Raw genomic sequence first — 23,935 nt, 5'->3', positions numbered from 1 at the left:
CTGAAGATCAATCAAACGGCGGCGGAGCCAGCACCTCACGGTTACCATTATGCCCCTGCTCGCTGACAATGCCCTGGGCTTCCATCTGCTCGATGATGCGCGCCGCGCGGTTGTAGCCAATACGGAACTGACGCTGAACGCCGGAGATAGACGCTTTGCGTTTTTCGGTAACAAAATTAACCGCCTGGTCGAATAACGGATCCAGCTCTTCGCCGCCGTCAAAGCCACCGCCGCCGCCTTCGCTTTCGCTATCGGAGGTAATGCCGTCAACGTATTGTGGACGACCGCGCGCTTTCCAGTCCTGCACCACGGCATGCACTTCCTGGTCGCGAACAAATGCGCCGTGAACGCGCACCGGAGAGGTGGAGTTCGGGCCAGAGTACAGCATGTCCCCCATCCCCAGCAGCGATTCTGCACCGCCCTGATCAAGGATGGTACGCGAGTCAATTTTACTCGAGACGGTAAAGGCGATTCGGGTTGGAATGTTGGCTTTGATCAGACCCGTAATGACGTCCACGGAAGGACGCTGCGTCGCCAGTACAAGGTGAATACCGGCCGCACGCGCTTTCTGCGCCAGACGAGCAATCAACTCTTCCACTTTCTTACCGATGGTCATCATCAGGTCGGCGAACTCATCCACCAGCACGACGATGTAAGGCAGTTTTTCCAGCACCGGATGCTGGGCATCCATGCTATCACCCGGTTTCCAGTACGGATCCGGAATCGGGCGCCCCATCCGTGCCGCCTCGGCGATTTTCTCGTTATAACCGGCAAGGTTACGCACACCCAGAGCCGACATCAGCTTATAACGGCGCTCCATCTCGTTGACGCTCCAGCGCAGGGCGTTGGCTGCGTCTTTCATGTCGGTCACGACTTCCGTCAGCAGATGCGGGATCCCCTCATAGACCGACAGTTCCAGCATTTTCGGGTCGATCATGATGAAACGCACATCTTCTGGCTGCGCTTTGTAGAGCATGCTGAGGATCATGGCGTTCACACCGACCGATTTACCGGAACCGGTCGTACCCGCCACCAGCAGGTGAGGCATTTTAGCCAGATCGGCAACCACCGGCTCACCCGCGATATCTTTACCCAGTACCACGGTGAGTGGTGAAGGGTTGTCGCGGAATTTGGTGTTATCCAGCACTTCACGCAGGTAAACGGTCTGACGTTTTTTGTTCGGCAGCTCAAGGCCGACATAAGGTTTACCAGGAATAACTTCAACCACACGTACCGCAACGGTCGACAGGGAACGCGCCAGATCACGTGACAGGTTTGAAATACGCGCGGCTTTAACGCCAGGCGCCAGGTTGAGTTCGAAACGGGTAATCACAGGCCCTGGGGAGTAGTTGACCACGTCCGCTTTAATGCGGAAGTCAGCCAGACGCGCTTCTACCAGACGGGCCATCTGCTCCAGCGCGAAGGTATCGACCGGCTCAACTTCTGCTGGCGGTGGCGTTAACAGATCCAGCGACGGCAGAGGCGTGCTCGGGCGTTGCAACGGACGACTGTCACCGTTACGCATCAGCAGCGGATGAATGAGACTTTCCTGCGGCTGTGCCGGAGGCTGCTGGAACTGCGGCTGTTGTAGCTGCTGTGGCTGCTGTGGCTGCGCATAAGGTTGCGGTGCAGGCTGCTGCGGCTGGGCGTACGCCTGTGGCGCAGGGGTCTGCTGCTGACGCACCGGCTCGGCTTCCGGCATGACGCTCGGCGTGAACAGCGGTTCGCTCGGACCCTCATCCACCAGATCTTTCATCGGTGAGAATTCAAAATCCGACAGCGAGAACGGATTCGCGCCAGCAGGCTGCTCGCCCGAATAGCGTTGCTGCTGAGTGGCCGCAAACTGGCGTGCTAATTCTGCCTCTGCGGCATCATCGTCGTCCGCCTGAGCAGGATGATCGTGCTGATACTCCTCGCCATAACGCTGGTGTTGCTGCGCGGCGAACTGACGCGCCAGTTCGTCCTGCTGCATTTCGTCAGCATCATCGTCGTAATCAGATTCACGGGCTTTCTCCTCAGCCATACGCTGAGAAGGCAGCTTAATGCCATAGGAGGCCAGCTCACGGCGGGTTGGCACACGCACGCGGTTAGGGCGCGGCAACTGCGGGCCAATTCCCTCTTTTACCTGAGGACGTGGCGTTCCACCTGCCGCCAGGCTAAAGACCGGTGCCGCAACGGATGCGGCGGTAGCGGCTTGCTTCACGCTCTCTGCCACCGGCGCAACCGCAGGCGTTGGATCAACTGGCGGTACGGAAACAGACGGCGTACTCACAACAGGCTCCTGCACCGGCTCGGGAACCGGCTGATACCATGCCGCCAGCTGCTCGCGCTCACGGGCACGGCGCTCTTCAACCTCTTCGAAATAGTACATTGGCGGACGAGACGGTTTCACCTCTTCCACCACCTCAGGTTCTGGTTGTGGCGCGACGTACGGCTCGGCAGGTTGAACTGGCTCAGGCACATACTCCTGATACGGTTGCGCGACGGGCTGCTCGTAGTGCGGATACCCCTGAGGCTCATGTACGGGCTCAGGCTGATAAGGCTGCTGCCACGGTTCCTGCTGGACCGGTGTATAGCTTTCTGGCTCTGGCGCGATAACCGGCTCTGGCGTATGAACGCCCGGCGCCGTTTGCCACTCTACCTGAGGCTGTTGAATCACGGACTCGGGAGCGGGAACCGGCGCAGACGGCATCACGGCTTCTGCCGGTGCTGCATAAGCCTGCGCGGCCGTGGTCGCGGCTGCCGCGGCAGCAACCGGTGCGGTAACAGAGTGACCGTTTAACAGCGGGTCGTATTCGTCAAAATCGCCCGGCGTGGCACGGCTTCCGGAGAAGAGCACATCATCAGGATCGACGGCGGCACCGGCTGAACGGTACTCAACATGATCGTCCTCGTCCATACGTTTACCGGAGAAGAGCGCCGCATCGGTTTTACGACCCAGCGGGTTGGCAAATTTCTCGGCGACGCGCTGGCGACGCGCAAGCGCTCCGCGCAATATGCGTGCACGACGAGATTCACGACGCTGTACAGGCGCATCGTCTTCCTCTTCGTACTCGTCTTCATACTCATCTTCATCGACCCAGGTATCATCACGACGGGTGCGATTGCTGGCAAAGGTCAGAATGGTGAGGATAAAACTGCCGATCTTCTCGGCAATGCTCACCCACGACCAGCCGGTGAACAGCGTTAATCCTGCCGCCCAGATGCACAGCAATGCCAGGGTACCGCCGCTGCTGTGAAGCATAGGCTGCAGCGCAGAACTCAACAGACTGCCAATCACCCCGCCCGAGGCGAAATACCAGATATCATCAGCGTTGATGGCCGCCAGCCCGCAGGAGGTGAGGATCAGCGCCAGCGCGCCAATCAGGCGCAGCGAAACCGCGAAATAGTCGATGTAGTCGTCATTCTGACGATGGCGCCAGGCAAACCAGCATCCGCCAATAATAATGACGGGAATGGTATAGGCCATCACACCGAAAATGAAAAACAGGGTGTCCGCAAGCCAGGCACCGGGAACGCCGCCTAAGTTATGGATAGGCTCATGCCATGCAGTTTGTGACCAGCTGGGATCTGAGGGGTTGAAACTGAGTAAGGCTGCCATCAGCCAGACGGCAAAAAGGGCAATAACGATCAGCAACGCCTCAAGGAGCCGACGTCCGCTGCTTAGCTTCGATAATGTGACTTCTTTGTCTTCAGTGTATTCCTGGCTCAAGAAAGGCTCTCCAGGTATCAGGCATATCCTGCCTGTTTGCTAAAACGGACAACAGCGCCGGGACTCCCCGGCACTGTTGCTGTATGGATTAACAGGAGTGTAATCAAACTACGCTGATTTTGCACCTGTTCCGTGTTAGCGCGTCTTAATAACCAGACGATTGCTCTGTTTGACCTCTTCCATCACCACATAGGTACGGGTGTCGTTCACGCCTGGCAGACGCAGCAGGGTTTCACCCAGCAGCTTACGGTAGGCGGACATATCTGGTACGCGGGTTTTCAACAAGTAGTCGAAATCGCCAGAAACCAGATGACACTCTTGAATTTCTTCAAGTTTTTGTACAGCGGCGTTAAATTGCTCAAACACATCCGGTGCACCACGATTCAGAGTAATCTCAACAAATACCAGAAGTGAGGCATCCAGATAATGCGGGTTCAGCAGAGCCGTATAGCCCTGAATAAAACCCTGTCTTTCCAGTCGGCGCACACGCTCAAGGCACGGCGTCGGGGAAAGTCCCACACGTTTTGAAAGCTCGACGTTGGAAATACGCCCATCCTTTTGCAATTCATTAAGAATGTTACGATCGATACGGTCGAGATCTTTGCCAGGGCGCTTCTTGCTATCTACCATTATTATTGTCTCTCTGTATTCCTTCCCTACTCCTGCCTGGACCCTGTGCACATCACTGTTCAGAGCCTGTACCCGTTAGTCATCACATCGCCTGGTTATCTATTAGACGCGATGCGGATTCGGGTTCTGTTGGTAAGAAGACCGTTGCCCGAAAGCAGTCACCGACATCACGTATGGCGTCTGTCCACGCCATGCGTAGATTTCATTGACCCGGTAAAAATGGCATTTACGTGCATGCCTATGCGGCACACGGTTAACGCGGTTTTTTTTCTTCCTTGAATGTTTTCGCAAAAGCGCAGGGGATTGTCAAAGCAAAACATCGATTTTTAGTACAACATGCCGGATATTCATTTCGGTGGGGTATTAATCCTCATTTTATTGCCTCATAAACAAGCGAATTTGAGAAGAAAGCGTGACGTTATAGCGCTCAATTTATCGTCATCACCTATCGTACAGATTGAGATCAACATTGCTGCGCTCTTTTTTTACGGCAACAAATTCCCTACAATCCTGCCAACTGTCTGCCAACAACAATGGGGATCTCATGGGCACGGCCAAACACAGTAAGCTGCTAATTCTTGGTTCTGGACCTGCGGGATATACCGCGGCGGTCTATGCTGCACGCGCTAACCTGCAACCGGTTTTGATTACCGGCATGGAAAAAGGCGGTCAGCTGACCACCACCACAGAAGTGGAAAACTGGCCAGGCGACCCTAATGACCTGACCGGGCCGCTGCTGATGGAACGTATGCACGAGCATGCGGCTAAATTCGAAACCGAAATTCTGTTCGACCACATTAACAAGGTCGATTTGCAGAACCGTCCGTTCCGCCTGACGGGCGACAGCGGTGAGTACACCTGCGACGCGCTGATCATCGCCACGGGTGCCTCTGCCCGTTACCTTGGCCTGCCATCAGAAGAAGCGTTCAAAGGCCGCGGCGTTTCTGCCTGCGCAACCTGCGACGGTTTCTTCTATCGCAACCAGAAAGTCGCGGTCATCGGCGGCGGCAACACGGCCGTAGAAGAGGCGCTCTATCTGGCGAACATCGCTTCTGAAGTGCACCTGATCCACCGTCGCGACACCTTCCGCGCCGAGAAGATCCTGATCAAACGTCTGATGGATAAAGTGGCGAGCGGCAACATTGTGCTGCACACCAACCGTACGCTGGAAGAAGTGACGGGCGATCAGATGGGCGTTGCCGGTCTGCGTATTCGTGATACCCAGAACACCGATAACGTCGAAACGCTGGAAGTGGCGGGCCTGTTTGTGGCTATCGGCCACAGCCCGAACACGGCGATCTTCGAGGGACAACTGGAACTGGAAAACGGCTACATTAAAGTACAGTCCGGTATTCACGGCAACGCGACCCAGACCAGCATCCCGGGCGTGTTCGCTGCCGGTGACGTAATGGACCACATTTACCGTCAGGCGATCACCTCTGCAGGCACCGGTTGTATGGCCGCGCTGGATGCTGAACGCTACCTTGATGGTCTGGCTGAACAAGGTAAATAATCTTTACAAGTCAGTAACAAACGTAAATAAAGGCGGCGATAAGTCGCCTTTATTGTCTCCCCGTTGTAACATTGCGCTGCCCACTTTCTAATAACATCACCTGCAAAGCACGCAATGGAAAAAACCCGTCAACAAGAGTTAACACGCTGGCTAAAACAGCAGAGCGTTCTTTCCCGCCGCTGGCTCATGATTTCCCGTCTTCTGGGACTGATCAGTGGTCTGTTGATTGTTGCCCAGGCATGGCTGCTGGCCCGCATTCTTAATCATATGATCATGGAGAACATTCCGCGTGAAGCGCTTCTGTTGCCCTTCATCGTCCTGATCCTGGTTTTTATTCTGCGTGCCTGGGTCGTCTGGCTGCGCGAACGCGTTGGGTTTCACGCGGGGCAGCATATTCGCTACGAAATTCGCCGGCAGGTGCTTGACCGTCTTCAGGAAGCCGGACCCGCGTGGATCCAGGGAAAACCTGCCGGAAGCTGGGCAACGTTAATCCTTGAACAGATTGACGATATGCATGACTACTATGCCCGCTATCTTCCACAGATGGCGCTGGCCGTGTTCGTTCCGCTACTGATTGTGATAACCATTTTCCCAATCAACTGGGTGGCGGCGCTGATCCTGCTGGGTACCGCCCCGCTGATCCCGCTGTTTATGGCGATGGTCGGGATGGGAGCGGCCGATGCTAACCGGCGTAACTTCCTTGCGTTGGGCCGCCTGAGCGGCCATTTCCTTGACCGTCTGCGCGGCATGGAAACGTTACGCATTTTTGGCCGGGGTGAAGCGGAAACCGAAAATATTCGCCAGGCGTCGCAGGATTTCCGTCAGCGTACGATGGAAGTGTTGCGTCTGGCGTTTCTGTCATCAGGGGTACTGGAATTCTTTACCTCTCTGTCGATTGCCCTCGTGGCGGTCTATTTTGGCTTCTCCTATCTTGGCGCCCTGGATTTTGGCCACTACGGCACCGCGGTGACCCTGTCGGCCGGTTTCCTGGCGCTGATCCTGGCTCCGGAATTTTTCCAGCCGCTTCGCGATCTTGGTACTTTTTACCATGCCAAAGCGCAGGCGGTTGGCGCGGCTGACAGCCTGAAAACGTTTATGGAGACGCCACTCGCGCATCCGGAACGTGGAGAGGTTACGCTGAACGCCAAAGAACCGGTAACCCTTGAAGCCCGTGATTTCTCTATCCTGTCACCTGAAGGGAAAGTGCTGGCAGGCCCACTGAACTTCACTCTGCCTGCCGGGCAACGTGCGGTACTGGTGGGTACCAGCGGTTCAGGAAAAAGCTCGCTGATCAATGCGTTATCCGGTTTTATGGCCTATACCGGCTCACTGCGAATCAACAAAACCGAACTGCGCGATCTCGATCCGGACGCCTGGCGTAAACAGCTCAGTTGGGTGGGGCAAAATCCCCAGCTTCCTGCTCCGACGCTACGGGAAAATGTCCTGCTGGCTCGTCCGGATGCACGTGAAGATGAGTTGCAATCTGTTCTCGACCGCGCCTGGGTCAGCGAGTTTCTGCCGCTGCTTCCTCAGGGTGTCGATACCGTTGTCGGCGATCAGTCTGCCGGGTTGTCCGTGGGCCAGGCGCAGCGCGTGGCGGTCGCCCGCGCACTGCTTAATCCATGTCAGTTGATGCTGCTGGACGAGCCCGCAGCCAGCCTGGATGCACACAGTGAGCAGCGCGTGATGGCTGCCCTGAACGCCGCCTCATTGCTGCAAACCACCCTGATGGTAACCCATCAACTGGAAGGCATTGCCGACTGGGACCAGATCTGGGTCATGGAAAACGGTCGTATTGTTGAGCAAGGCGATTACGCCTCTCTCGTTACCGCGCAGGGCCCCTTCGCGGCCCTGCTGGCGAATCGTCAGGAGGACATCTGATGCGTGCCCTGCTTCCATATCTCGCGCTCTATAAACGCCACAAGTGGATGCTGACATTGGGCATCGTGCTGGCGATCGTGACCCTGCTTGCCAGCATCGGCCTGCTCACGCTTTCCGGCTGGTTCTTGTCCGCCTCTGCCGTCGCGGGCGTTGCCGGGCTGTACAGCTTCAACTATATGCTTCCGGCGGCGGGCGTACGCGGCACCGCCATTACCCGCACGGCAGGACGGTATTTCGAGCGACTGGTCAGCCATGACGCGACGTTCCGCGTGCTGCAACACCTGCGTATCTACACCTTCAGTAAATTGCTGCCCCTCTCCCCTGCCGGACTGGCGCGTTTTCGTCAGGGGGAATTGCTCAACCGTGTGGTTGCGGATGTCGACACCCTGGATCACCTCTACCTGCGCGTGATTTCCCCGATAGCCGGCGCGTTTGTGGTGATTGTGGTGGTCACGCTGGGCCTGTCGGTGCTGGATGTCTCTGTTGCGCTGACGCTGGGCGGGATCATGCTTTTGACGCTCATTATCCTGCCGCCGCTGTTTTACCGCGCGGGTAAATCCACCGGAGAGAACCTGACGCGTCTGCGCGGGGAGTACCGCCAGCAGCTCACCGCCTGGTTACAGGGGCAGGCCGAACTGACGATATTTGGCGCCAGCGAGCGCTATCGTGCGCGTATGGAGAACACGGAGCTCAACTGGCATGAAGCCCAGCGCCGTCAGTCTGAGCTCACTGCCTTCTCCCAGGCCCTCATGATGCTAATCGGCGGTATCGCGGTCATTGCGATGCTGTGGATGGCGTCGGGCGGCGTGGGTAATAACGCACAGCCCGGTCCCCTGATTGCCCTATTCGTTTTCTGCGCCCTGGCGGCCTTTGAAGCCCTGGCACCGGTGACAGGCGCGTTCCAGCATCTCGGCCAGGTGATCGCCTCTGCCCTGCGCATCACGGAGATTGCGGAGCAGGATCCGGAGGTGAAGTTCACCGCAGAGCAAACGGCCACGCCTGAGCAGGTTGCCCTGACGCTCAATAACGTCACCTTCGCCTATGACAAGCAGGCACAGAATGCGCTGGAAGGCATCAGCCTCGCTGTGGATGCGGGTCAGCGGATTGCGATCCTCGGCCGTACCGGCTGCGGCAAATCCACGCTTTTGCAGCTGTTAACGCGAGCCTGGGATCCGCAGCAGGGTCAGATCCAGTTTAACGGTACACCGCTGACCGACTTCAGCGAACAGGCGCTGCGCAAAACTGTCAGCGTGGTTCCGCAGCGCGTACACCTCTTTAGCGCCACGCTGCGTGATAACCTGCTGCTGGCCGCGCCGGACGCCTCTGATGATGCTCTTCGCGCCATGCTGGAGCAGGTCGGGCTGCATAAGCTGCTTGAAGACGATGGCCTGAACAGCTGGCTGGGTGAAGGCGGTCGTCAACTGTCTGGCGGTGAACTGCGTCGTCTGGCGATTGCGCGCGCGCTGCTGCATGATACGCCGCTGATGTTGCTCGACGAGCCCACAGAAGGGCTTGATGCGACAACTGAAAGCCAGATCCTTGATTTACTTGCGAATGTTATGGCCGGTAAAACCGTGCTGATGGTGACACACCGTCTGCGCGGACTGGCGAGTTTCGATCAGATAATTGTGATGGACAACGGACACATTATTGAGCAAGGTAGTCACGCAGAGCTGTTGACGAAACAGGGTCGCTACTACCAGTTTAAACAGCGTCTGTAGACTATATTTGTAGCGTCCTCACTCGCGTACTGGAGTTTTGCTGTCATGCGCCTGGTCCAGCTTTCTCGTCATAACATTGCGTTCCCGTCGCCAGAGGGAGCGCTGCGTGAACCCAATGGGCTGCTGGCGCTTGGCGGCGACCTCAGCCCTGCCCGGCTCCTGATGGCCTACCAGCGCGGCATATTCCCGTGGTTTTCACCTGGCGACCCTATTTTATGGTGGTCTCCCGATCCGCGTGCTGTGCTGTGGCCAGCAGAGTTTCACCTGAGCCGCAGCATGAAACGTTTCCACGCTAAGTCACCGTACCGGGTCACGCTGAATCATGCCTTTGGCGAGGTGATTGAGGGGTGCGCAGAAGATCGTCATGAAGGAACATGGATCACCCGCGATATCATCACCGCCTATCATCAACTGCACGAGCTTGGCTATGCCCACTCCATTGAGGTGTGGGAAGGTGGCGAACTTGTTGGCGGTATGTACGGCGTCGCGCAGGGGACGTTGTTCTGCGGTGAGTCGATGTTCTCCCGTGCGGTAAACGCCTCGAAAACGGCCCTGCTGGTTTTCTGCCAGGAGTTTGCTCAACGCGGCGGGCAGTTGCTGGATTGTCAGGTTCTGAACGAGCATACCGCCTCCCTCGGTGCTGTTGAAATCTCCCGCCGCCACTACATTGAGCACCTGGATAACTGCCGTCAGGAGAAGCTGCCGCGCGATTTTTGGGTACCGCGGACACTCTTTCTGCCCAATGCCTAAATGTTTTCCGCATATTTTTTATGAGGGTGTTATAATTATGCCGCAGAGTAGCTTCTGCCTGTTGCCCCGCCGCCGTTTGGGACCTTCGCTTCAGATAACGTCCTGACGTTTATCCTGTTGTATCCCCTTTACGAATGCGCTTTCCGTTCGGTTGTACCGTGACGCTTGGGCAATGCGCCGAAACTGTTTTGCTGCGTTTTAAACGCGCAATTCTTTACTTAATTGATGAATTTCGGCATTATCTTGCCGGTTCAAAACTTGGTAGTGATACCCCAGAGGATTAGATGGCCAAAGAAGACAATATTGAAATGCAGGGTACCGTACTTGATACGTTGCCTAACACCATGTTTCGCGTAGAGCTGGAAAACGGTCACGTGGTAACTGCGCACATCTCCGGTAAAATGCGCAAAAACTATATCCGCATTTTGACGGGCGACAAAGTGACTGTTGAACTGACCCCGTACGACCTGAGCAAAGGCCGCATTGTCTTCCGTAGTCGCTAATTGTTTTCGCCTGTAATGGCAGATGAATATTAAAAAAGGCCGGGATAATCCCGGCCTTTTTTTATTCATGGCTTTAATGTTGATGTAGTGTCATCCAGGGTCGTACAGAAGCGCCAATTTATGGCTGTGGATTAATCCAGAACCAACATCGAACGAAACTGGAAAGCGTCTCGCAAAATTGCTCTGCGGGCTGTTGCCCTCACCCCGCCCCTCTCCCACTGGGAGAGGGAGAAAGGCAGGCATAAAAAAACCGGGCTGATGCCCGGTTTTTAACACACATATTACACTCAGTGAGCCGCTTCCGGCTTGTGCTTCGCCGCACTCTGGAAATCGTACGTCAGTTCGTTCTTCGCCTGATCCAGCGCCACCGTTACCTGGCCGCCGTCCACCAGCGAGCCAAACAGCAGTTCGTTCGCCAGCGGTTTCTTCAGGTTGTCCTGAATCACACGCGCCATCGGACGAGCCCCCATCGCACGGTCGTAGCCTTTCTCAGCCAGCCAGTTGCGGGCCTCCTGGCTCACTTCCAGCGACACGCCTTTCTGATCAAGCTGAACCTGCAGTTCGACAATGAACTTGTCTACCACCTGATGGATCACCTCGGTAGACAGGTGATCGAACCAGATAATATTGTCCAGACGGTTGCGGAACTCCGGCGTAAAGATCTTCTTGATCTCTTCCATCGCATCGGTGCTGTTATCCTGGTGGATCAGGCCGATGGATTTACGCTCGGTTTCACGCACACCGGCGTTGGTGGTCATCACCAGCACCACGTTGCGGAAGTCCGCCTTGCGCCCGTTGTTATCGGTCAGCGTCCCGTTGTCCATCACCTGCAGCAGGATATTGAACACGTCCGGGTGCGCTTTCTCAATTTCATCGAGCAGCAGTACCGCGTGTGGATGCTTGATCACCGCGTCGGTAAGCAGGCCACCCTGGTCAAAGCCCACGTATCCCGGAGGTGCACCAATCAGACGGCTGACGGTGTGACGCTCCATATACTCGGACATATCAAAGCGCAGCAGTTCAATACCCAGCGCTTTGGAAAGTTGCACCGTTACTTCGGTTTTCCCGACACCGGTTGGACCGGCGAAGAGGAACGAACCGACAGGCTTATGCTCATGCCCCAGTCCGGCACGGGCCATCTTGATCGCTTCGGTTAAGGCCTCGATGGCTTTATCCTGACCAAAGACCAGCATCTTCAGACGATTGCCAAGGGTACGCAGCGTGTCGCGATCGCTCTGAGAAACGCTCTTCTCAGGAATGCGCGCGATACGAGCCACTACGGACTCAATATCCGCCACGTTGACGGTTTTCTTACGCTTGCTGGCTGGCATCAGACGCGCACGCGCCCCTGCCTCGTCAATCACGTCAATCGCCTTATCCGGCAGATGACGATCGTTGATATATTTCACCGCCAGCTCCACCGCCGCACGTACCGCTTTCGCGGTGTAACGCACGTCATGGTGCGCTTCGTACTTCGGTTTCAGGCCGTTGATGATCTGTACCGTTTCCTCGACGGACGGTTCAGTGACATCGATTTTCTGGAAGCGACGCGCCAGGGCACGATCCTTCTCAAAGATGTTGCTGAACTCCTGGTATGTGGTCGAGCCAATTACCCGGATCTTGCCGCTGGAGAGCAGCGGTTTGATCAGGTTAGCGGCGTCCACCTGGCCACCCGAAGCAGCACCGGCACCGATGATGGTATGGATCTCATCGATAAACAGGATGCTGTTGGTATCCTGCTCCAGCTGTTTTAACAGCGCCTTGAAGCGTTTTTCAAAATCACCACGATATTTGGTGCCCGCCAGCAAAGAGCCGATATCCAGCGAGTAGATGGTGCAATCGGCAATCACTTCCGGTACGTCGCCCTGCACAATACGCCAGGCGAGACCTTCGGCAATCGCGGTTTTACCCACGCCCGATTCCCCCACCAGCAGCGGGTTGTTTTTACGGCGACGGCACAGCACCTGGATCGCACGCTCCAGCTCTTTATCGCGACCAATCAGCGGGTCGATACCGCCAACGCGAGCAAGCTGATTAAGGTTGGTGGTGAAGTTTTCCATACGATCCTCCCCGCCTGCTTGCTCTTCATTGTTATTGACCTGATTGCTGGAATCTGAAGCCTGGTTAGGCTCGTCTTTGCGCGTTCCGTGAGAAATAAAGTTAACCACGTCGAGTCGGCTGACTTCGTGTTTGCGCAGCAGATAGGCAGCCTGTGACTCCTGCTCGCTGAAGATGGCGACTAAGACGTTTGCGCCAGTCACTTCGCTACGTCCGGAAGACTGGACGTGGAAAACCGCGCGCTGCAGCACACGCTGGAAGCTGAGCGTCGGCTGCGTGTCGCGCTCTTCTTCACTGGCTGGCAGCACCGGTGTGGTTTGTTCGATGAAGGCTTCGAGTTCCTGACGTAGCGCCACCAGATCCACGGAGCAGGCTTCCAGCGCTTCGCGGGCAGATGGGTTGCTAAGCAGTGCGAGCAGTAAATGCTCGACGGTCATAAACTCATGTCGGTGCTCACGCGCTCTGGCGAAAGCCATGTTTAAACTGAGTTCCAGTTCTTGATTGAGCATAGGCACCTCCCCCAATTTTATGCCTTATCAGGCCTTTTCCAGCGTACACAGCAACGGATGCTCGTTCTCCCTCGCATAGTCGTTCACCATCGCCACTTTGGTTTCCGCCACCTCGGCGGTAAAGATGCCGCAGATAGCTTTGCCACGATAATGAACGGTAAGCATCAGTTGCGTTGCACGTTCTACATCATAAGAAAAGAACTTTTGTAGCACGTCAATAACAAATTCCATCGGCGTGTAATCATCGTTCATTAACATAACTTTATACATAGATGGCGGTTTTAGCGCGTCACGCACTTTGTCTTCCGCCAGCTGGTCAAAATCCAGCCAGTCGTTGGTCTTACCCATTTTGCATAACCACTTTGAATCTACCTCAGATGTTAGATAACAATCATCTATTACTGTCATCCGCGATGTCTGTCACAAACTGTTGCAATAGCGTTAACTGCTTCAAACTTTGGTTGATTATTGTCCCATCTCCAGCGCCAAACGCTTGACGGTTTCTTTCGATTCTCTAAATTGTACAAGCGTGAGATGGCGAGGTTTTGAACAGCCCCCACTCCACCACCGGTTCATTCCATCTTAACTTATAAGATTTACGAAGGATGTCGAAGCATGGAAATGGGTACTGTTAAGTGGTTCAACAACGCCAAAGGGTTTGGCTTCATCTGCCCCGAAGGCGGCGGCGAGGATATCTTCGCTCACTATTCCACCATTCAGATGGATGGTTACAGAACGCTCAAAGCCGGGCAGTCCGTCCGGTTCGATGTACATCAGGGACCTAAAGGCAATCACGCAAGCCTTATCGTACCGATTGAAGCAGAAACGGTTGCATAGCTCTCTGTTTTATTGTGTACATCCCGCCGTCAAAATGCCAGCCCGATCGGCTGGCATTTTTATTTTCGGGTTATTCCCGAGCCAGCGCATCCACCGGATCCAGCCGCGCCGCGTTACGGGCCGGCAGCCAGCCAAACAAGATGCCGGTAAAGGTCGAGCATAAAAATGCGGTAAGAATGGCTACCGGTGAAAACCCAATCTCCCAGCCGGGTAAAAAGAGCTGCAGGGCAAAGGCGATCATCATCGACAGCGCAATCCCCATCGCGCCGCCCACCAGACATACCAGCACCGCTTCAATTAAAAATTGCTGCAGCACATCGCTGGCCCTGGCCCCAACCGCCATGCGGATACCAATCTCACGAGTACGCTCCGTTACCGAGACCAGCATGATATTCATCACCCCGATACCGCCAACGACCAGCGAGATCACCGCCACCAGCGTCAGGAACAACTGAAGAGTACGTGTGGTCTTTTCCGCCGTTTTCAAGAGGCCATCCATGTTCCAGGTGAAGAAATCCTTCTTCCCGTGGCGCAAGGTTAACAGTCGCTCAAGCTGCTGTTCGGCCAGGGCGCTGTCGTAGCCCTCTTTCACGCGCACGGTGATGGAGTTCAGCCATGACTGCCCCATAATCCGCCCGGAAATGGTGCTGTACGGTAGCCAGACGCGCAGGATCTTGCTGCTGCCAAACATGGACTGCTTCTCTTCCGCCACGCCAATCACCGTCGCAGGCATGTTCCCGACCAGGATCACTTCCCCCACCACGTTGGTTTTATTGGGGAAGAGTTGTCTGCGCGAGTTCGCGTCCAGCACCACCACCTGCGCCCTGCCTGCCAGCTGTTCGGCGTTGAAGGTGGCCCCTTCGCTGAAGGTCATGCCGTAGACGTTGAAATAATCCCCGCTGACGCCGTTCGCGCTGGCGGCAACATCCACGTTACCCACCCGCAGGCGGAGGTTTTGCGACACGGCAGGCGTCGCCGAATTGACCCACGGCTGTTTCTGAATGGCCGCCAGGTCGTCGTATTTCAATGCCTGCTGATATTGCGGCTCGTCGTCACCAAAGTCTTTCCCGGGATAAACGTCAATGGTGTTGGTCCCGATAGCGCGGATATCCGCCAGCACCAGCTGTTTGGCGGCATCGCCCACCACCACAATCGACACCACCGATGCGATACCGATGATGATCCCAAGCATGGTCAGCAACGTGCGCATTTTATTCGCCGCCATCGCCAGCCAGGCCATGGTCAGCGCCTCACGAAAACCGCTGGAAAACTGTCCCCAGCCGGTTGCAGCAGGCAAGGCTTCTTTTTGCGCGGCCGCTCTGGACGCACGAGGCGGCGGGTTGCTCACCAGCTCGCCGTCGTGGATCTCGATAATGCGTTCAGCCTGCGCCGCCACCTGCGGATCGTGAGTCACGATGATGACCGTGTGCCCCTGATCGCGAAGCTGATGGAGGATCGCCATCACCTCTTCGCCGGAATGGCTGTCGAGCGCTCCGGTGGGTTCATCGGCCAGGATCACCTGCCCGCCGTTCATCAGCGCACGGGCAATACTCACGCGCTGCTGCTGACCGCCAGAAAGCTGTGAGGGCTGATAATCTACCCGCTCCGCCAGGCCAAGACGCGTTAACAGTGCCTGCGCCCGCGCGAGGCGTTTCTTGCGCTCCACGCCCGCGTACACCGCCGGCACTTCCACGTTCTGCGCCGCACTCAGGTGAGAGAGCAGATGGTAACGCTGAAAGATAAAACCGAAGTGCTCCCGGCGCAGCTTCGCCAGCGCGTCGCCGTCCAGAGTGGAAACGTCCGTTCCGGCCACGCGATAGGTGCCGCTGGTCGGTTTGTCCAGACAGCCAAGAATGTTCATCAGCGTCGATTTGCCGGAGCCGGACGCACCGACAATCGCCACCATCTCGCCCGCTTCCACGCGCAGGGAGATGCCCTTCAGCACCTCCACCGGACCATCGCCCGACGGATAGCTGCGACGAATGTCAGTCAGCTCAAGCAACGCCGTCATTTCGCAGCTCCGGGCAGGGTTTCGCTGGTGACTACCTCGTCACCCTCTTCCAGCCCTTTCACCACCACCACGTCGGTATCGTTGCGTGCGCCAATCACCACTTCACGCTCGCGCGTTTCGCCGTTGCGTAGCACCTTCACCTTATAGCGGTTGTCCCCGGCAGATTCTCCCAGCGCAGAGAGCGGGACGGTCAGCACGTTTTTAACGCCCGTAAGCTGAATATGGACCTGCGCGGTCATATCCAGACGCAGCACGCCCTGCGGGTTAGGGACTTCAAAACGGGCATAGTAGAAGATCGCATCGTTCACTTTTTCCGGCGTGGGTAGAATGTCCTTCAGCACGCCTTCATAGCGCGTCTGCGGATCGCCCAGCACGGTAAACCAGGCGTTCTGCCCCGGCTTCAGATGGATAACATCCGCCTCGGAAACCTGCGCTTTCACCAGCATTGTGCTCATATCCGCCAGCGTCAGAATGTTCGGCGCCTGTTGGGCGGCAATCACCGTCTGACCCTGAAGCGTGGTGATCTGGGTCACTTCCCCGGCCATGGGCGCCACGATCTTCGTATAGTCGAGGTTGGTTTTCGCCGTATCCAGCGAAGCCTGATTGCGCTTGATTTGCGCGTCAATAGTGCCAATCTGCGCCTGTTTCACCGCCAGTTCGGTGGCGGCCGTGTCGAGATCCTGTTTCGAGATCGCCTGCGTTTTGGCCAGCGCCTGCTGGCGCGTCAGGGTCACCTGGGCGAGGTTTCGCTCCGCCAGCGCCTGCGCACGCTGCGCGCGCAGCTCCATCAGCGTAGCTTCCACTTCCCGGATCTGGTTCTCGGCCTGCTCAGGATCGATAACGCCGAGCAGCTGCCCCTTTTTCACCTTATCGCCAATCTCAACGGACAGCGTTTTTAACTGTCCGCTCACCTGCGCCCCCACGTCCACCTTGCGCAGGGCATCGAGTTTGCCTGTGGCGAGCACGTTTTGCTGCAGTTCGCCCGGACGGACGATCAGTGTTTGATACTGCGGAACAGGCGCGTTGAGCACTTGCCACAACCAGTACCCACCCGCTACCACCACTATCGCCAGCAGCAGAAACCACTTTCTGCGTTTTCCCTTAAGGTTCATAAATATTCCAAATAATTGTTCTGGCTTTCATCAACGTTGATTCTATCTAAACCACTCCTCAACGAAACCCCTGATTTCGGGAAATGCCTGGATTTGTTGACACGACGTTGACAAAGGGCCTGCTGAAATATCGTTATTCCATAAGAAGCAGGATCTCACATGTCTTCCATCGTCGATACACCGTATTCCACTCCGTCACAGCCAAAATCCGGCTGGCAGCTGTTTAAAAACCTGGTCACCGGTGCCATTACGCCGGGTCTGGCATGGCAAAACCCTGCTTATCGACGTAAGTTTGCGCTTCGCACCCTGGCGACGCCCCTCAGCACCGCGCGCCTGCTCTCAAGCCTGGCAAAGCAGCCTCGTCTGATGCAAATACTGCAGGTTCAGCCCGGTCTGCCGTGCCGCCTGCACCGCCCGTGGCTGACCGTGAATATGGATCGCCCGCATGCGCTGGAAGCCCTGAACTGGCACTACCAGACCATGAGCAACCACCTGCCGGCCGCGCTGCTCAAAGGCTATCTTTCTAAACAGGGCGTGACGCTCCTGACTTTAACCGGTAAGGATGAACAGCAATTTACCGTTCGGTTATGCGCCGATGCGTTCCTGGATAAAGAAGGAGAAGCGACCCTCGTCTTCTGTGATCATCAGGATACCGTGCTGGCGGAAATAACGTTTACGCTGTGCCCGTTTGAAGGCAAAAGCACACTCTTTATCGGCGGCCTGCAGGGGGCGAAAGCCCACGTTCCGCATGAGCTGATCCAGAAAGCAACCAAGGCGTGCCATGGCCTGTTCCCGAAACGTCTGCTGGTTGAAACCGCGATGACGCTTGGCGGAGCTTTCCCGGTGGAACAGATTGTGGCGGTGAGTAATGCCACCCACATCTATCGCAGCTGGCGTTACCGGAAGAAAAAAGAGGGGAAACTGCTGGCGGATTACGACAGCTTCTGGATCTCCCTCGGCGGACACAAACAGGATAACGGTAACTTCGTGCTACCGCTTGCCATGCCGCGTAAGTCCATGGAAGAGATTGCCAGTAAAAAACGGGCTGAATACCGCCGCCGCTATGAGCTGCTGGATAGCCTGATGGAGCAGGTCACCCAGGCCACCCGGCGTTAATCGGCTTTCCCGCGTGCCAGCCACAGGACGCGGGAGAACATTTTGCGCAGCAGCGTCGGCACTGACTCCACCCCCCGCCTTCCCGCTTCTGTCGCCACTTCAATGGCTAAATCCGGCTTTGAAGAGCGGTGGATCGCTTTGGCAATCACGCGCCGCATGTTCATCGGCACATCGACCGGCACCATCGCTATCCGGTGGAACACATCGTCGAACCCCTGGCGATACATAAAGTGCTCCATGTCCATCGCCGGCAGCATGGTTAAATGGTCGCGCTCCTCTTCTCGCTCATCGTTTAACAGGCTACGCACGGTAGACGCATATTTTTTCCCCGCCTCATCGCCGTCGACCAGCACGTGCCATTCAATGCCCATCCGCCGGGCGAATTTGATCAGCGGTTTTAATCCTGACTGCGCAAACTCGATGACCTTAATCCCTTCCGCATCAAAATGGTGACCACACTGGCGCGCCAGCTCGTTGATGACCCAGGTCTCGGTTTCCCCCTCCACCAGGAGCCAGCAGCGGGCAAACAGCGACGAGGCACGATTAAAGCGGATATGAAACGCGATACGGCGTCCATCCTCCGCATTCATCCCTCCCGGCCCCAACCGGTAAGCAGAGACGCGCGATGATTCACGCACCAGGCGGCAAACATACTCGACCGGCGTCAGAGACAACAGTTCGCCGGAATTGGTGGTGGTAATGCGCTGAAGCGGCAGCAGATTCAGCAGGTGCCAGGCAACGGAGAGCATGATCGGGTGCAGACGTGTTTCCGGGTCTTCCACCAGCAGCAGCGGACGCGCATCGCGATCCAGACGAACGGTTCCTTTGGCCTGCAGAAGCGTGGAAAATAGCCCCAGTAAAATCACCCGATGGGTGCGCCCACCGGGCCGGTCGATCATCCGGTTAATGATGTCGAGATAACGCCAGCTTCGCTGCTCATCGTGGGAACGGCGGCGCATCAGACGATGGCGCGATTGTGACGTCCCCTGCTCGGAAAAATAGTGCTCCAGCAGTTGCACCATGGCAGAGAGCCCCTGGCGGATTTGCCCATCGGTGAGATTTTGCGGACGCGAAACCAGCTCGCGTGCCAGGAAATCAAGCTCGCGGGCGGTGACTTCCACTTCCGGCATATTTGGCACGGTACCGTTACGGATACGCCGCATAAAACGCGCGTCGCGCAAGCGTAACACCGGGGAGAGACGGATCAGATGGCGGGCCAGGTCGTCGATATTGTCCAGCGGGATGGGGTTGCCCTTTTCGTCAAGAAAATCACGCAGGGTCAGTACCCCGTCGTTCTCTGACATCTCGCCTTCCAGGCGATAAAAAATACGGTGGAAGCCATCGTCGCTCTGAACCCAGCACGGTGACATGGGGCGGAAACGACGCACGCGGTGACGCCCTGGCTCGGATTCACGGAAGGTCAGAATAATATGGAGATGCTTCTCGCGGCCGTTGACATCGCCGGGCGGAAACCAGAAATCGTCATGCACGAAGTGGTACAAATCGCCTTCGGGCGACAGCAGCAGCGTCAGCGCATCCAGCAGGCTGGACTTACCCCAGGCGTTCTCACCGATCAGGACGTTGTTCTGCTCCAGATGCAGTGACAGGCGGTTTATACCGCGAAACCCGACAATATCCACACGTTCGAGAAGCATACATCCCCCGAGAAATGACCACTTTTTCCTTTAAGTTATCAGCAGTATAGCGGGAGGATGCCGTGCAGAACACTGCCATACGTCCCGATTATTCTTTGCAGGCGCGAAAAAATTAAGAATTTACGTGGCAAGTTTCATTTGAAATAGTTTCAACAGCACAACAAACTATTGCCCGCAAATTGGACTATGCTCTATTCACCTCCAGTTTGAACAAGGATCGACATCACATTGCCTTAAATCAAATTAACCGAATTTATTTAAGTGGCGAAGGGGTGTTATTGGTTTTTAAAATACGGGCTCTTTGAGTCGTCATCCCTTTATGGCGATATATCCCGCGCGCGGGAAAGCGTGCGGAAGTTTATTGAGGTGGTTATGTTCAGAAAATTAGCAGCAGAATGCTTTGGTACATTCTGGCTGGTGTTTGGTGGCTGCGGTAGTGCCGTTCTGGCAGCAGCATTTCCGGAACTCGGCATTGGTTTTGTCGGCGTCGCGCTGGCATTTGGTTTAACGGTATTAACCATGGCCTTCGCCGTGGGACATATTTCCGGTGGTCATTTTAACCCGGCTGTGACATTAGGCTTATGGGCCGGTGGTCGTTTCCCGGCCAAAGAGGTCATTGGTTATATTGTCGCTCAGGTCGTGGGCGGTATTATTGCCGCAGGCGTTCTGTACGTGATTGCCAGCGGTAAAGCCGGCTTTGACGCCGCAGCCAGCGGTTTTGCGTCGAACGGCTTCGGTGAGCATTCGCCTGGCGGCTACTCCATGCTCTCCGCCATTGTGATTGAAATTGTGCTGACCGCCGGCTTCCTGCTGGTGATCCACGGCGCGACCGACAAATACGCCCCTGCGGGCTTCGCGCCCATCGCCATTGGTCTGGCACTGACCCTGATCCACCTGATCTCCATTCCGGTGACCAACACTTCTGTGAACCCGGCGCGCAGTACCGCTGTCGCCATCTTCCAGGGCGGTTGGGCACTTGAGCAGCTGTGGCTGTTCTGGGTTATGCCGATCGTCGGCGGTATTCTGGGCGGCGTGCTGTATCGCACCCTGCTGGAAAAACGCGATTAATCTTTCCCTCCCTCTCCCTGTGGGAGAGGGCCGGGGTGAGGACAACAGGCCGGGTAAGGCGCAGCCGCCACCCGGCTTTCTTTTTGCCGCTTTACTGAACAGCCTTTATTGGGTAGTGTCTCTGGCGCTTAACAGATACTCACAAGGACCGGTTGTTCATGTTTTCAGGACTCCTCATTATTCTCCTGCCCTTAATCGTGGGCTACCTGATTCCGCTGCGTCGTGAATCCGCATTACGGCTCATCAACCGTTTTCTCAGCTGGATTGTTTACGTCATTCTTTTCTTTATGGGGATTAGCCTGGCCTTTCTGGATAACCTGGCGACAAATCTGCTGGCGATCCTGCATTATTCTGCCGTGACTGTTGTGGTTATTTTGTTCTGCAATATCGCCGCGCTATTCTGGCTTGAGCGTACTATTCCGTGGAAAAACCACCACCATCAGGAAAAACTGCCCTCCCGAATTGCGATGGCGCTGGAATCATTAAAACTGTGCGGCGTCGTGGTGCTCGGTTTTGTGCTTGGGCTCACCGGATGGTCTTTTTTACAGCACGCCACCGAAGCCAGCGAATATACCCTGATCTTCCTGCTGTTCCTTATTGGTATCCAGTTACGCAATAATGGCATGACGCTGAAACAGATTGTCCTGAATCGTCGGGGAATGATTGTTGCCGTTATCGTGGTCGCCAGCTCCATGGTCGCCGGGGTGATTAACGCCTTTCTTCTCGACCTGCCGTTGAAAACCGGGCTGGCCATGGCCTCCGGATTCGGCTGGTATTCCCTTTCCGGTATCCTGCTGACCGAATCATTCGGTCCGGTGATTGGCAGCGCAGCCTTCTTTAACGACCTGGCGCGGGAGTTAATCGCCATCATGCTGATCCCGGGTCTGGTTCGCCGCAGCCGCTCTACCGCGCTGGGTCTGTGCGGTGCCACGTCGATGGACTTTACCCTGCCAGTATTACAACGTTCAGGGGGTCTGGAGATGGTGCCCGCCGCCATTGTGCACGGCTTTATTCTGAGCCTGCTGGTGCCTGTTCTGATGGCCTTTTTCTCCGCCTGATACCTCTCTGGCGGTAGGGCTCCTGCCGCCAAAATTGCGCTAAATCAATCTCCCTCCACTTAGTACAAGAAAGCCCTTTTCAGCGTTGTGGCACAGGCATAATCTTAAACATGTATATCAAATATAACTTTAACAGGTGTGATTATGTTTTGTGTGCAATGTGAACAAACTATCCGTACCCCGGCAGGCAATGGCTGTTCTTACGCGCAGGGTATGTGCGGTAAAACCGCAGAGACATCAGACCTGCAGGATTTGCTGATTGCTGCCCTGCAGGGGCTTTCCGCCTGGGCATTCAAAGCCCGCGAGTACGGTATTGTCGACCACTACGTAGACAGCTTTGCGCCGCGCGCCTTTTTCTCCACGCTGACTAACGTTAACTTTGATTCGCCGCGCATTGTCGGGTACGCCCGTGAAGCCATTGCCCTGCGTGAAGCGCTGAAAGCGCAGTGCCTGAACGCCGATGCCAGCGCCCGCGTGGACAACCCGATGTCAGAACTGCAGCTGGTGAGTGACGACCTGGGCGAATTACAGCGTCAGGCCGCAGAATTTACCCCGAACAAAGACAAAGCGGCGATTGGCGAGAACATTCTCGGCCTGCGCCTGCTGTGCCTGTACGGCCTGAAAGGTGCCGCAGCCTATATGGAGCACGCACACGTGCTTGGCCAGTACGATAACGACATCTACGCGCAGTACCACAAAATCATGGCGTGGCTGGGCACCTGGCCTGCCGATATGAATGCGCTGCTTGAGTGCTCCATGGAAATCGGCCAGATGAACTTCAAAGTGATGAGCATTCTGGATGCCGGTGAAACCAGCACCTACGGTCATCCAACACCAACGCAGGTCAACGTGAAAGCGACCGAAGGCAAATGTATTCTCATCTCCGGCCACGACCTGAAAGATCTCCACAACCTGCTGAAGCAGACCGAAGGCACCGGCGTTAACGTTTATACCCACGGCGAAATGCTGCCCGCACACGGCTACCCGGAACTGCGTAAATTCAAACACCTGATCGGGAACTACGGCAGCGGCTGGCAGAATCAGCAGGTCGAGTTTGCCCGCTTCCCGGGGCCAATTGTGATGACCTCTAACTGCATCATCGACCCGACCGTCGGCGCGTATGATGACCGCATCTGGACCCGCAGCATCGTCGGCTGGCCGGGCGTGAGCCACCTTGAAGGTGACGATTTCGGTCCGGTGATCGCCCAGGCGCAGCAGATGGCGGGCTTCCCGTACAGTGAAATTCCGCACCTCATTACCGTCGGTTTTGGCCGCGAAACGCTGCTCGGCGCCGCAGACTCGCTGATTGACCTTGTCAGCCGTGAAAAGCTGCGCCACATCTTCCTGATTGGCGGCTGTGACGGCGCGCGCGGTGAGCGTAACTACTTCACCGATTTCGCCACCCGCGTGCCGGAAGATTGCCTGATCCTGACGCTGGCCTGCGGTAAATACCGTTTCAACAAGCTGGACTTCGGCAACATTGAAGGGCTGCCGCGTCTGGTGGATGCTGGTCAGTGTAACGATGCCTATTCAGCCATCATTCTGGCGGTCACGCTGGCGGAGAAACTGGGCTGCAGCGTGAACGATCTGCCGCTGTCGCTGGTGCTCTCCTGGTTCGAGCAGAAAGCGATTGTGATCCTGCTGACCCTGCTCTCTCTGGGCGTAACCAATATCGTCACCGGCCCGACCGCGCCAGGTTTCCTGACGCCGGACCTGCTGGCCGTGCTGAACGAGAAATTCGGTCTGCGTTCCGTGACCACCGTTGAAGAAGATATGCAGCAACTGCTGAGCGCGTAAGGAG

17 protein-coding genes are annotated in these 23,935 nt (G+C 56.3%); 10 read left to right on the top strand and 7 right to left on the bottom strand.

Annotation, left to right across the window (positions count from 1 at the left end; all coding sequences use genetic code 11):
• Positions 1-7 precede the first annotated feature (7 nt).
• Complete coding sequence (locus EKN38_RS06075) at positions 8-3,712, bottom strand: DNA translocase FtsK (RefSeq protein WP_126521807.1); 3,705 nt, start codon at positions 3,710-3,712, stop codon at positions 8-10.
• 135 nt (positions 3,713-3,847) lie between these two features.
• Positions 3,848-4,342: a leucine-responsive transcriptional regulator Lrp gene (gene lrp / locus EKN38_RS06070; protein ID WP_000228469.1), complete on the bottom strand. Its 495-nt coding sequence runs from the start codon at positions 4,340-4,342 to the stop codon at positions 3,848-3,850.
• Positions 4,343-4,886: 544 nt separating this feature from the next.
• Between lrp and trxB the strand changes: the two genes are divergently transcribed.
• The 5 genes from trxB (at position 4,887) to infA (ending at position 10,710) form a co-directional block, all read left to right on the top strand.
• Entirely contained in the window at positions 4,887-5,855 is a 969-nt protein-coding gene (trxB, locus tag EKN38_RS06060) for a thioredoxin-disulfide reductase (RefSeq protein ID WP_013097321.1), read from the top strand.
• Between the two features lie 114 nt (positions 5,856-5,969).
• Complete coding sequence (cydD, locus tag EKN38_RS06055) at positions 5,970-7,736, top strand: heme ABC transporter permease/ATP-binding protein CydD (protein ID WP_014831272.1); 1,767 nt, start codon at positions 5,970-5,972, stop codon at positions 7,734-7,736.
• Positions 7,736-9,457, top strand: a complete 1,722-nt coding sequence (gene cydC, locus EKN38_RS06050) for a heme ABC transporter ATP-binding protein/permease CydC (protein ID WP_014831271.1) — start codon at positions 7,736-7,738, stop codon at positions 9,455-9,457. Before cydD ends, cydC begins: the two co-directional genes overlap by 1 nt.
• A gap of 45 nt (positions 9,458-9,502) precedes the next feature.
• Positions 9,503-10,207, top strand: coding sequence for a leucyl/phenylalanyl-tRNA--protein transferase (gene aat / locus EKN38_RS06045; RefSeq protein ID WP_014831270.1), 705 nt, complete (start codon positions 9,503-9,505; stop codon positions 10,205-10,207).
• Between the two features lie 284 nt (positions 10,208-10,491).
• Positions 10,492-10,710, top strand: a complete 219-nt coding sequence (infA, locus tag EKN38_RS06040) for a translation initiation factor IF-1 (protein ID WP_002211347.1) — start codon at positions 10,492-10,494, stop codon at positions 10,708-10,710.
• A 287-nt stretch (positions 10,711-10,997) separates the two neighbouring features.
• Here infA and clpA read toward each other — a convergent pair whose 3' ends face one another.
• Positions 10,998-13,277, bottom strand: a complete 2,280-nt coding sequence (gene clpA / locus EKN38_RS06035; protein WP_014831269.1) for an ATP-dependent Clp protease ATP-binding subunit ClpA — start codon at positions 13,275-13,277, stop codon at positions 10,998-11,000.
• Between the two features lie 27 nt (positions 13,278-13,304).
• Positions 13,305-13,625 carry an ATP-dependent Clp protease adapter ClpS gene (gene clpS / locus EKN38_RS06030; protein ID WP_006174393.1) on the bottom strand — a complete coding sequence of 107 codons (321 nt, stop codon included), beginning with the start codon at positions 13,623-13,625 and terminating at the stop codon, positions 13,305-13,307.
• A 267-nt stretch (positions 13,626-13,892) separates the two neighbouring features.
• Between clpS and cspD the strand changes: the two genes are divergently transcribed.
• Positions 13,893-14,114, top strand: coding sequence for a cold shock-like protein CspD (gene cspD, locus EKN38_RS06025; RefSeq protein ID WP_008499993.1), 222 nt, complete (start codon positions 13,893-13,895; stop codon positions 14,112-14,114).
• A 70-nt stretch (positions 14,115-14,184) separates the two neighbouring features.
• Here cspD and macB read toward each other — a convergent pair whose 3' ends face one another.
• The gene (gene macB / locus EKN38_RS06020) at positions 14,185-16,125 is read right to left on the bottom strand and encodes a macrolide ABC transporter ATP-binding protein/permease MacB (protein ID WP_014831268.1); all 1,941 of its coding nucleotides are present in this window, start codon (positions 16,123-16,125) and stop codon (positions 14,185-14,187) included.
• On the bottom strand, positions 16,122-17,237 hold the full coding sequence (gene macA, locus EKN38_RS06015) for a macrolide transporter subunit MacA (RefSeq protein ID WP_014831267.1): 1,116 nt from the start codon (positions 17,235-17,237) through the stop codon (positions 16,122-16,124). The genes macB and macA overlap by 4 nt, the downstream gene beginning before the upstream one ends.
• 159 nt (positions 17,238-17,396) lie before the next feature.
• Between macA and EKN38_RS06010 the strand changes: the two genes are divergently transcribed.
• Positions 17,397-18,353: a VirK/YbjX family protein gene (locus tag EKN38_RS06010; protein WP_014831266.1), complete on the top strand. Its 957-nt coding sequence runs from the start codon at positions 17,397-17,399 to the stop codon at positions 18,351-18,353.
• On the opposite strand, the gene EKN38_RS06005 is transcribed toward EKN38_RS06010, so the two are convergent.
• Positions 18,350-20,008 (bottom strand): ATP-dependent endonuclease, encoded by a 1,659-nt coding sequence (locus EKN38_RS06005; protein ID WP_014831265.1) that lies wholly within the window; start codon positions 20,006-20,008, stop codon positions 18,350-18,352. The two genes, EKN38_RS06010 and EKN38_RS06005, sit on opposite strands and share 4 nt — an antisense overlap.
• Positions 20,009-20,380: 372 nt before the next feature.
• On the opposite strand from EKN38_RS06005, the gene aqpZ reads away from it, so the two are divergent.
• The 3 genes from aqpZ to hcp all read left to right on the top strand — a co-directional run bounded on the left by aqpZ (position 20,381) and on the right by hcp (position 23,931).
• Entirely contained in the window at positions 20,381-21,076 is a 696-nt protein-coding gene (aqpZ, locus tag EKN38_RS06000; RefSeq protein WP_014831264.1) for an aquaporin Z, read from the top strand.
• Positions 21,077-21,234: 158 nt separating this feature from the next.
• Complete coding sequence (locus EKN38_RS05995) at positions 21,235-22,134, top strand: lysine exporter LysO family protein (protein ID WP_014831263.1); 900 nt, start codon at positions 21,235-21,237, stop codon at positions 22,132-22,134.
• Between the two features lie 144 nt (positions 22,135-22,278).
• Entirely contained in the window at positions 22,279-23,931 is a 1,653-nt protein-coding gene (hcp, locus tag EKN38_RS05990; RefSeq protein ID WP_014831262.1) for a hydroxylamine reductase, read from the top strand.
• Positions 23,932-23,935: the final 4 nt, after the last annotated feature.

Source organism: Enterobacter sp. WCHEn045836, from assembly GCF_003965585.1.
Taxonomy (GTDB): Bacteria; Pseudomonadota; Gammaproteobacteria; order Enterobacterales; family Enterobacteriaceae; genus Enterobacter; species Enterobacter dissolvens.
The sequence above is the reverse complement of the archived record's forward strand: the minus strand, read 5'-3'. Positions and strand labels throughout refer to the sequence as shown.

What these genes read in the sequence shown, in the direction of transcription:
- lrp (WP_000228469.1), bottom strand. Translation starts at nt 4,342, where the DNA reads ATGGTAGATAGCAAGAAGCGCCCTGGCAAAGATCTCGACCGTATCGAT.
- trxB (WP_013097321.1), top strand. Translation starts at nt 4,887, where the DNA reads ATGGGCACGGCCAAACACAGTAAGCTGCTAATTCTTGGTTCTGGACCT.
- cydD (WP_014831272.1), top strand. Translation starts at nt 5,970, where the DNA reads ATGGAAAAAACCCGTCAACAAGAGTTAACACGCTGGCTAAAACAGCAG.
- cydC (WP_014831271.1), top strand. Translation starts at nt 7,736, where the DNA reads ATGCGTGCCCTGCTTCCATATCTCGCGCTCTATAAACGCCACAAGTGG.
- aat (WP_014831270.1), top strand. Translation starts at nt 9,503, where the DNA reads ATGCGCCTGGTCCAGCTTTCTCGTCATAACATTGCGTTCCCGTCGCCA.
- infA (WP_002211347.1), top strand. Translation starts at nt 10,492, where the DNA reads ATGGCCAAAGAAGACAATATTGAAATGCAGGGTACCGTACTTGATACG.
- clpA (WP_014831269.1), bottom strand. Translation starts at nt 13,277, where the DNA reads ATGCTCAATCAAGAACTGGAACTCAGTTTAAACATGGCTTTCGCCAGA.
- clpS (WP_006174393.1), bottom strand. Translation starts at nt 13,625, where the DNA reads ATGGGTAAGACCAACGACTGGCTGGATTTTGACCAGCTGGCGGAAGAC.
- cspD (WP_008499993.1), top strand. Translation starts at nt 13,893, where the DNA reads ATGGAAATGGGTACTGTTAAGTGGTTCAACAACGCCAAAGGGTTTGGC.
- macB (WP_014831268.1), bottom strand. Translation starts at nt 16,125, where the DNA reads ATGACGGCGTTGCTTGAGCTGACTGACATTCGTCGCAGCTATCCGTCG.
- macA (WP_014831267.1), bottom strand. Translation starts at nt 17,237, where the DNA reads ATGAACCTTAAGGGAAAACGCAGAAAGTGGTTTCTGCTGCTGGCGATA.
- EKN38_RS06010 (WP_014831266.1), top strand. Translation starts at nt 17,397, where the DNA reads ATGTCTTCCATCGTCGATACACCGTATTCCACTCCGTCACAGCCAAAA.
- EKN38_RS06005 (WP_014831265.1), bottom strand. Translation starts at nt 20,008, where the DNA reads ATGCTTCTCGAACGTGTGGATATTGTCGGGTTTCGCGGTATAAACCGC.
- aqpZ (WP_014831264.1), top strand. Translation starts at nt 20,381, where the DNA reads ATGTTCAGAAAATTAGCAGCAGAATGCTTTGGTACATTCTGGCTGGTG.
- EKN38_RS05995 (WP_014831263.1), top strand. Translation starts at nt 21,235, where the DNA reads ATGTTTTCAGGACTCCTCATTATTCTCCTGCCCTTAATCGTGGGCTAC.
- hcp (WP_014831262.1), top strand. Translation starts at nt 22,279, where the DNA reads ATGTTTTGTGTGCAATGTGAACAAACTATCCGTACCCCGGCAGGCAAT.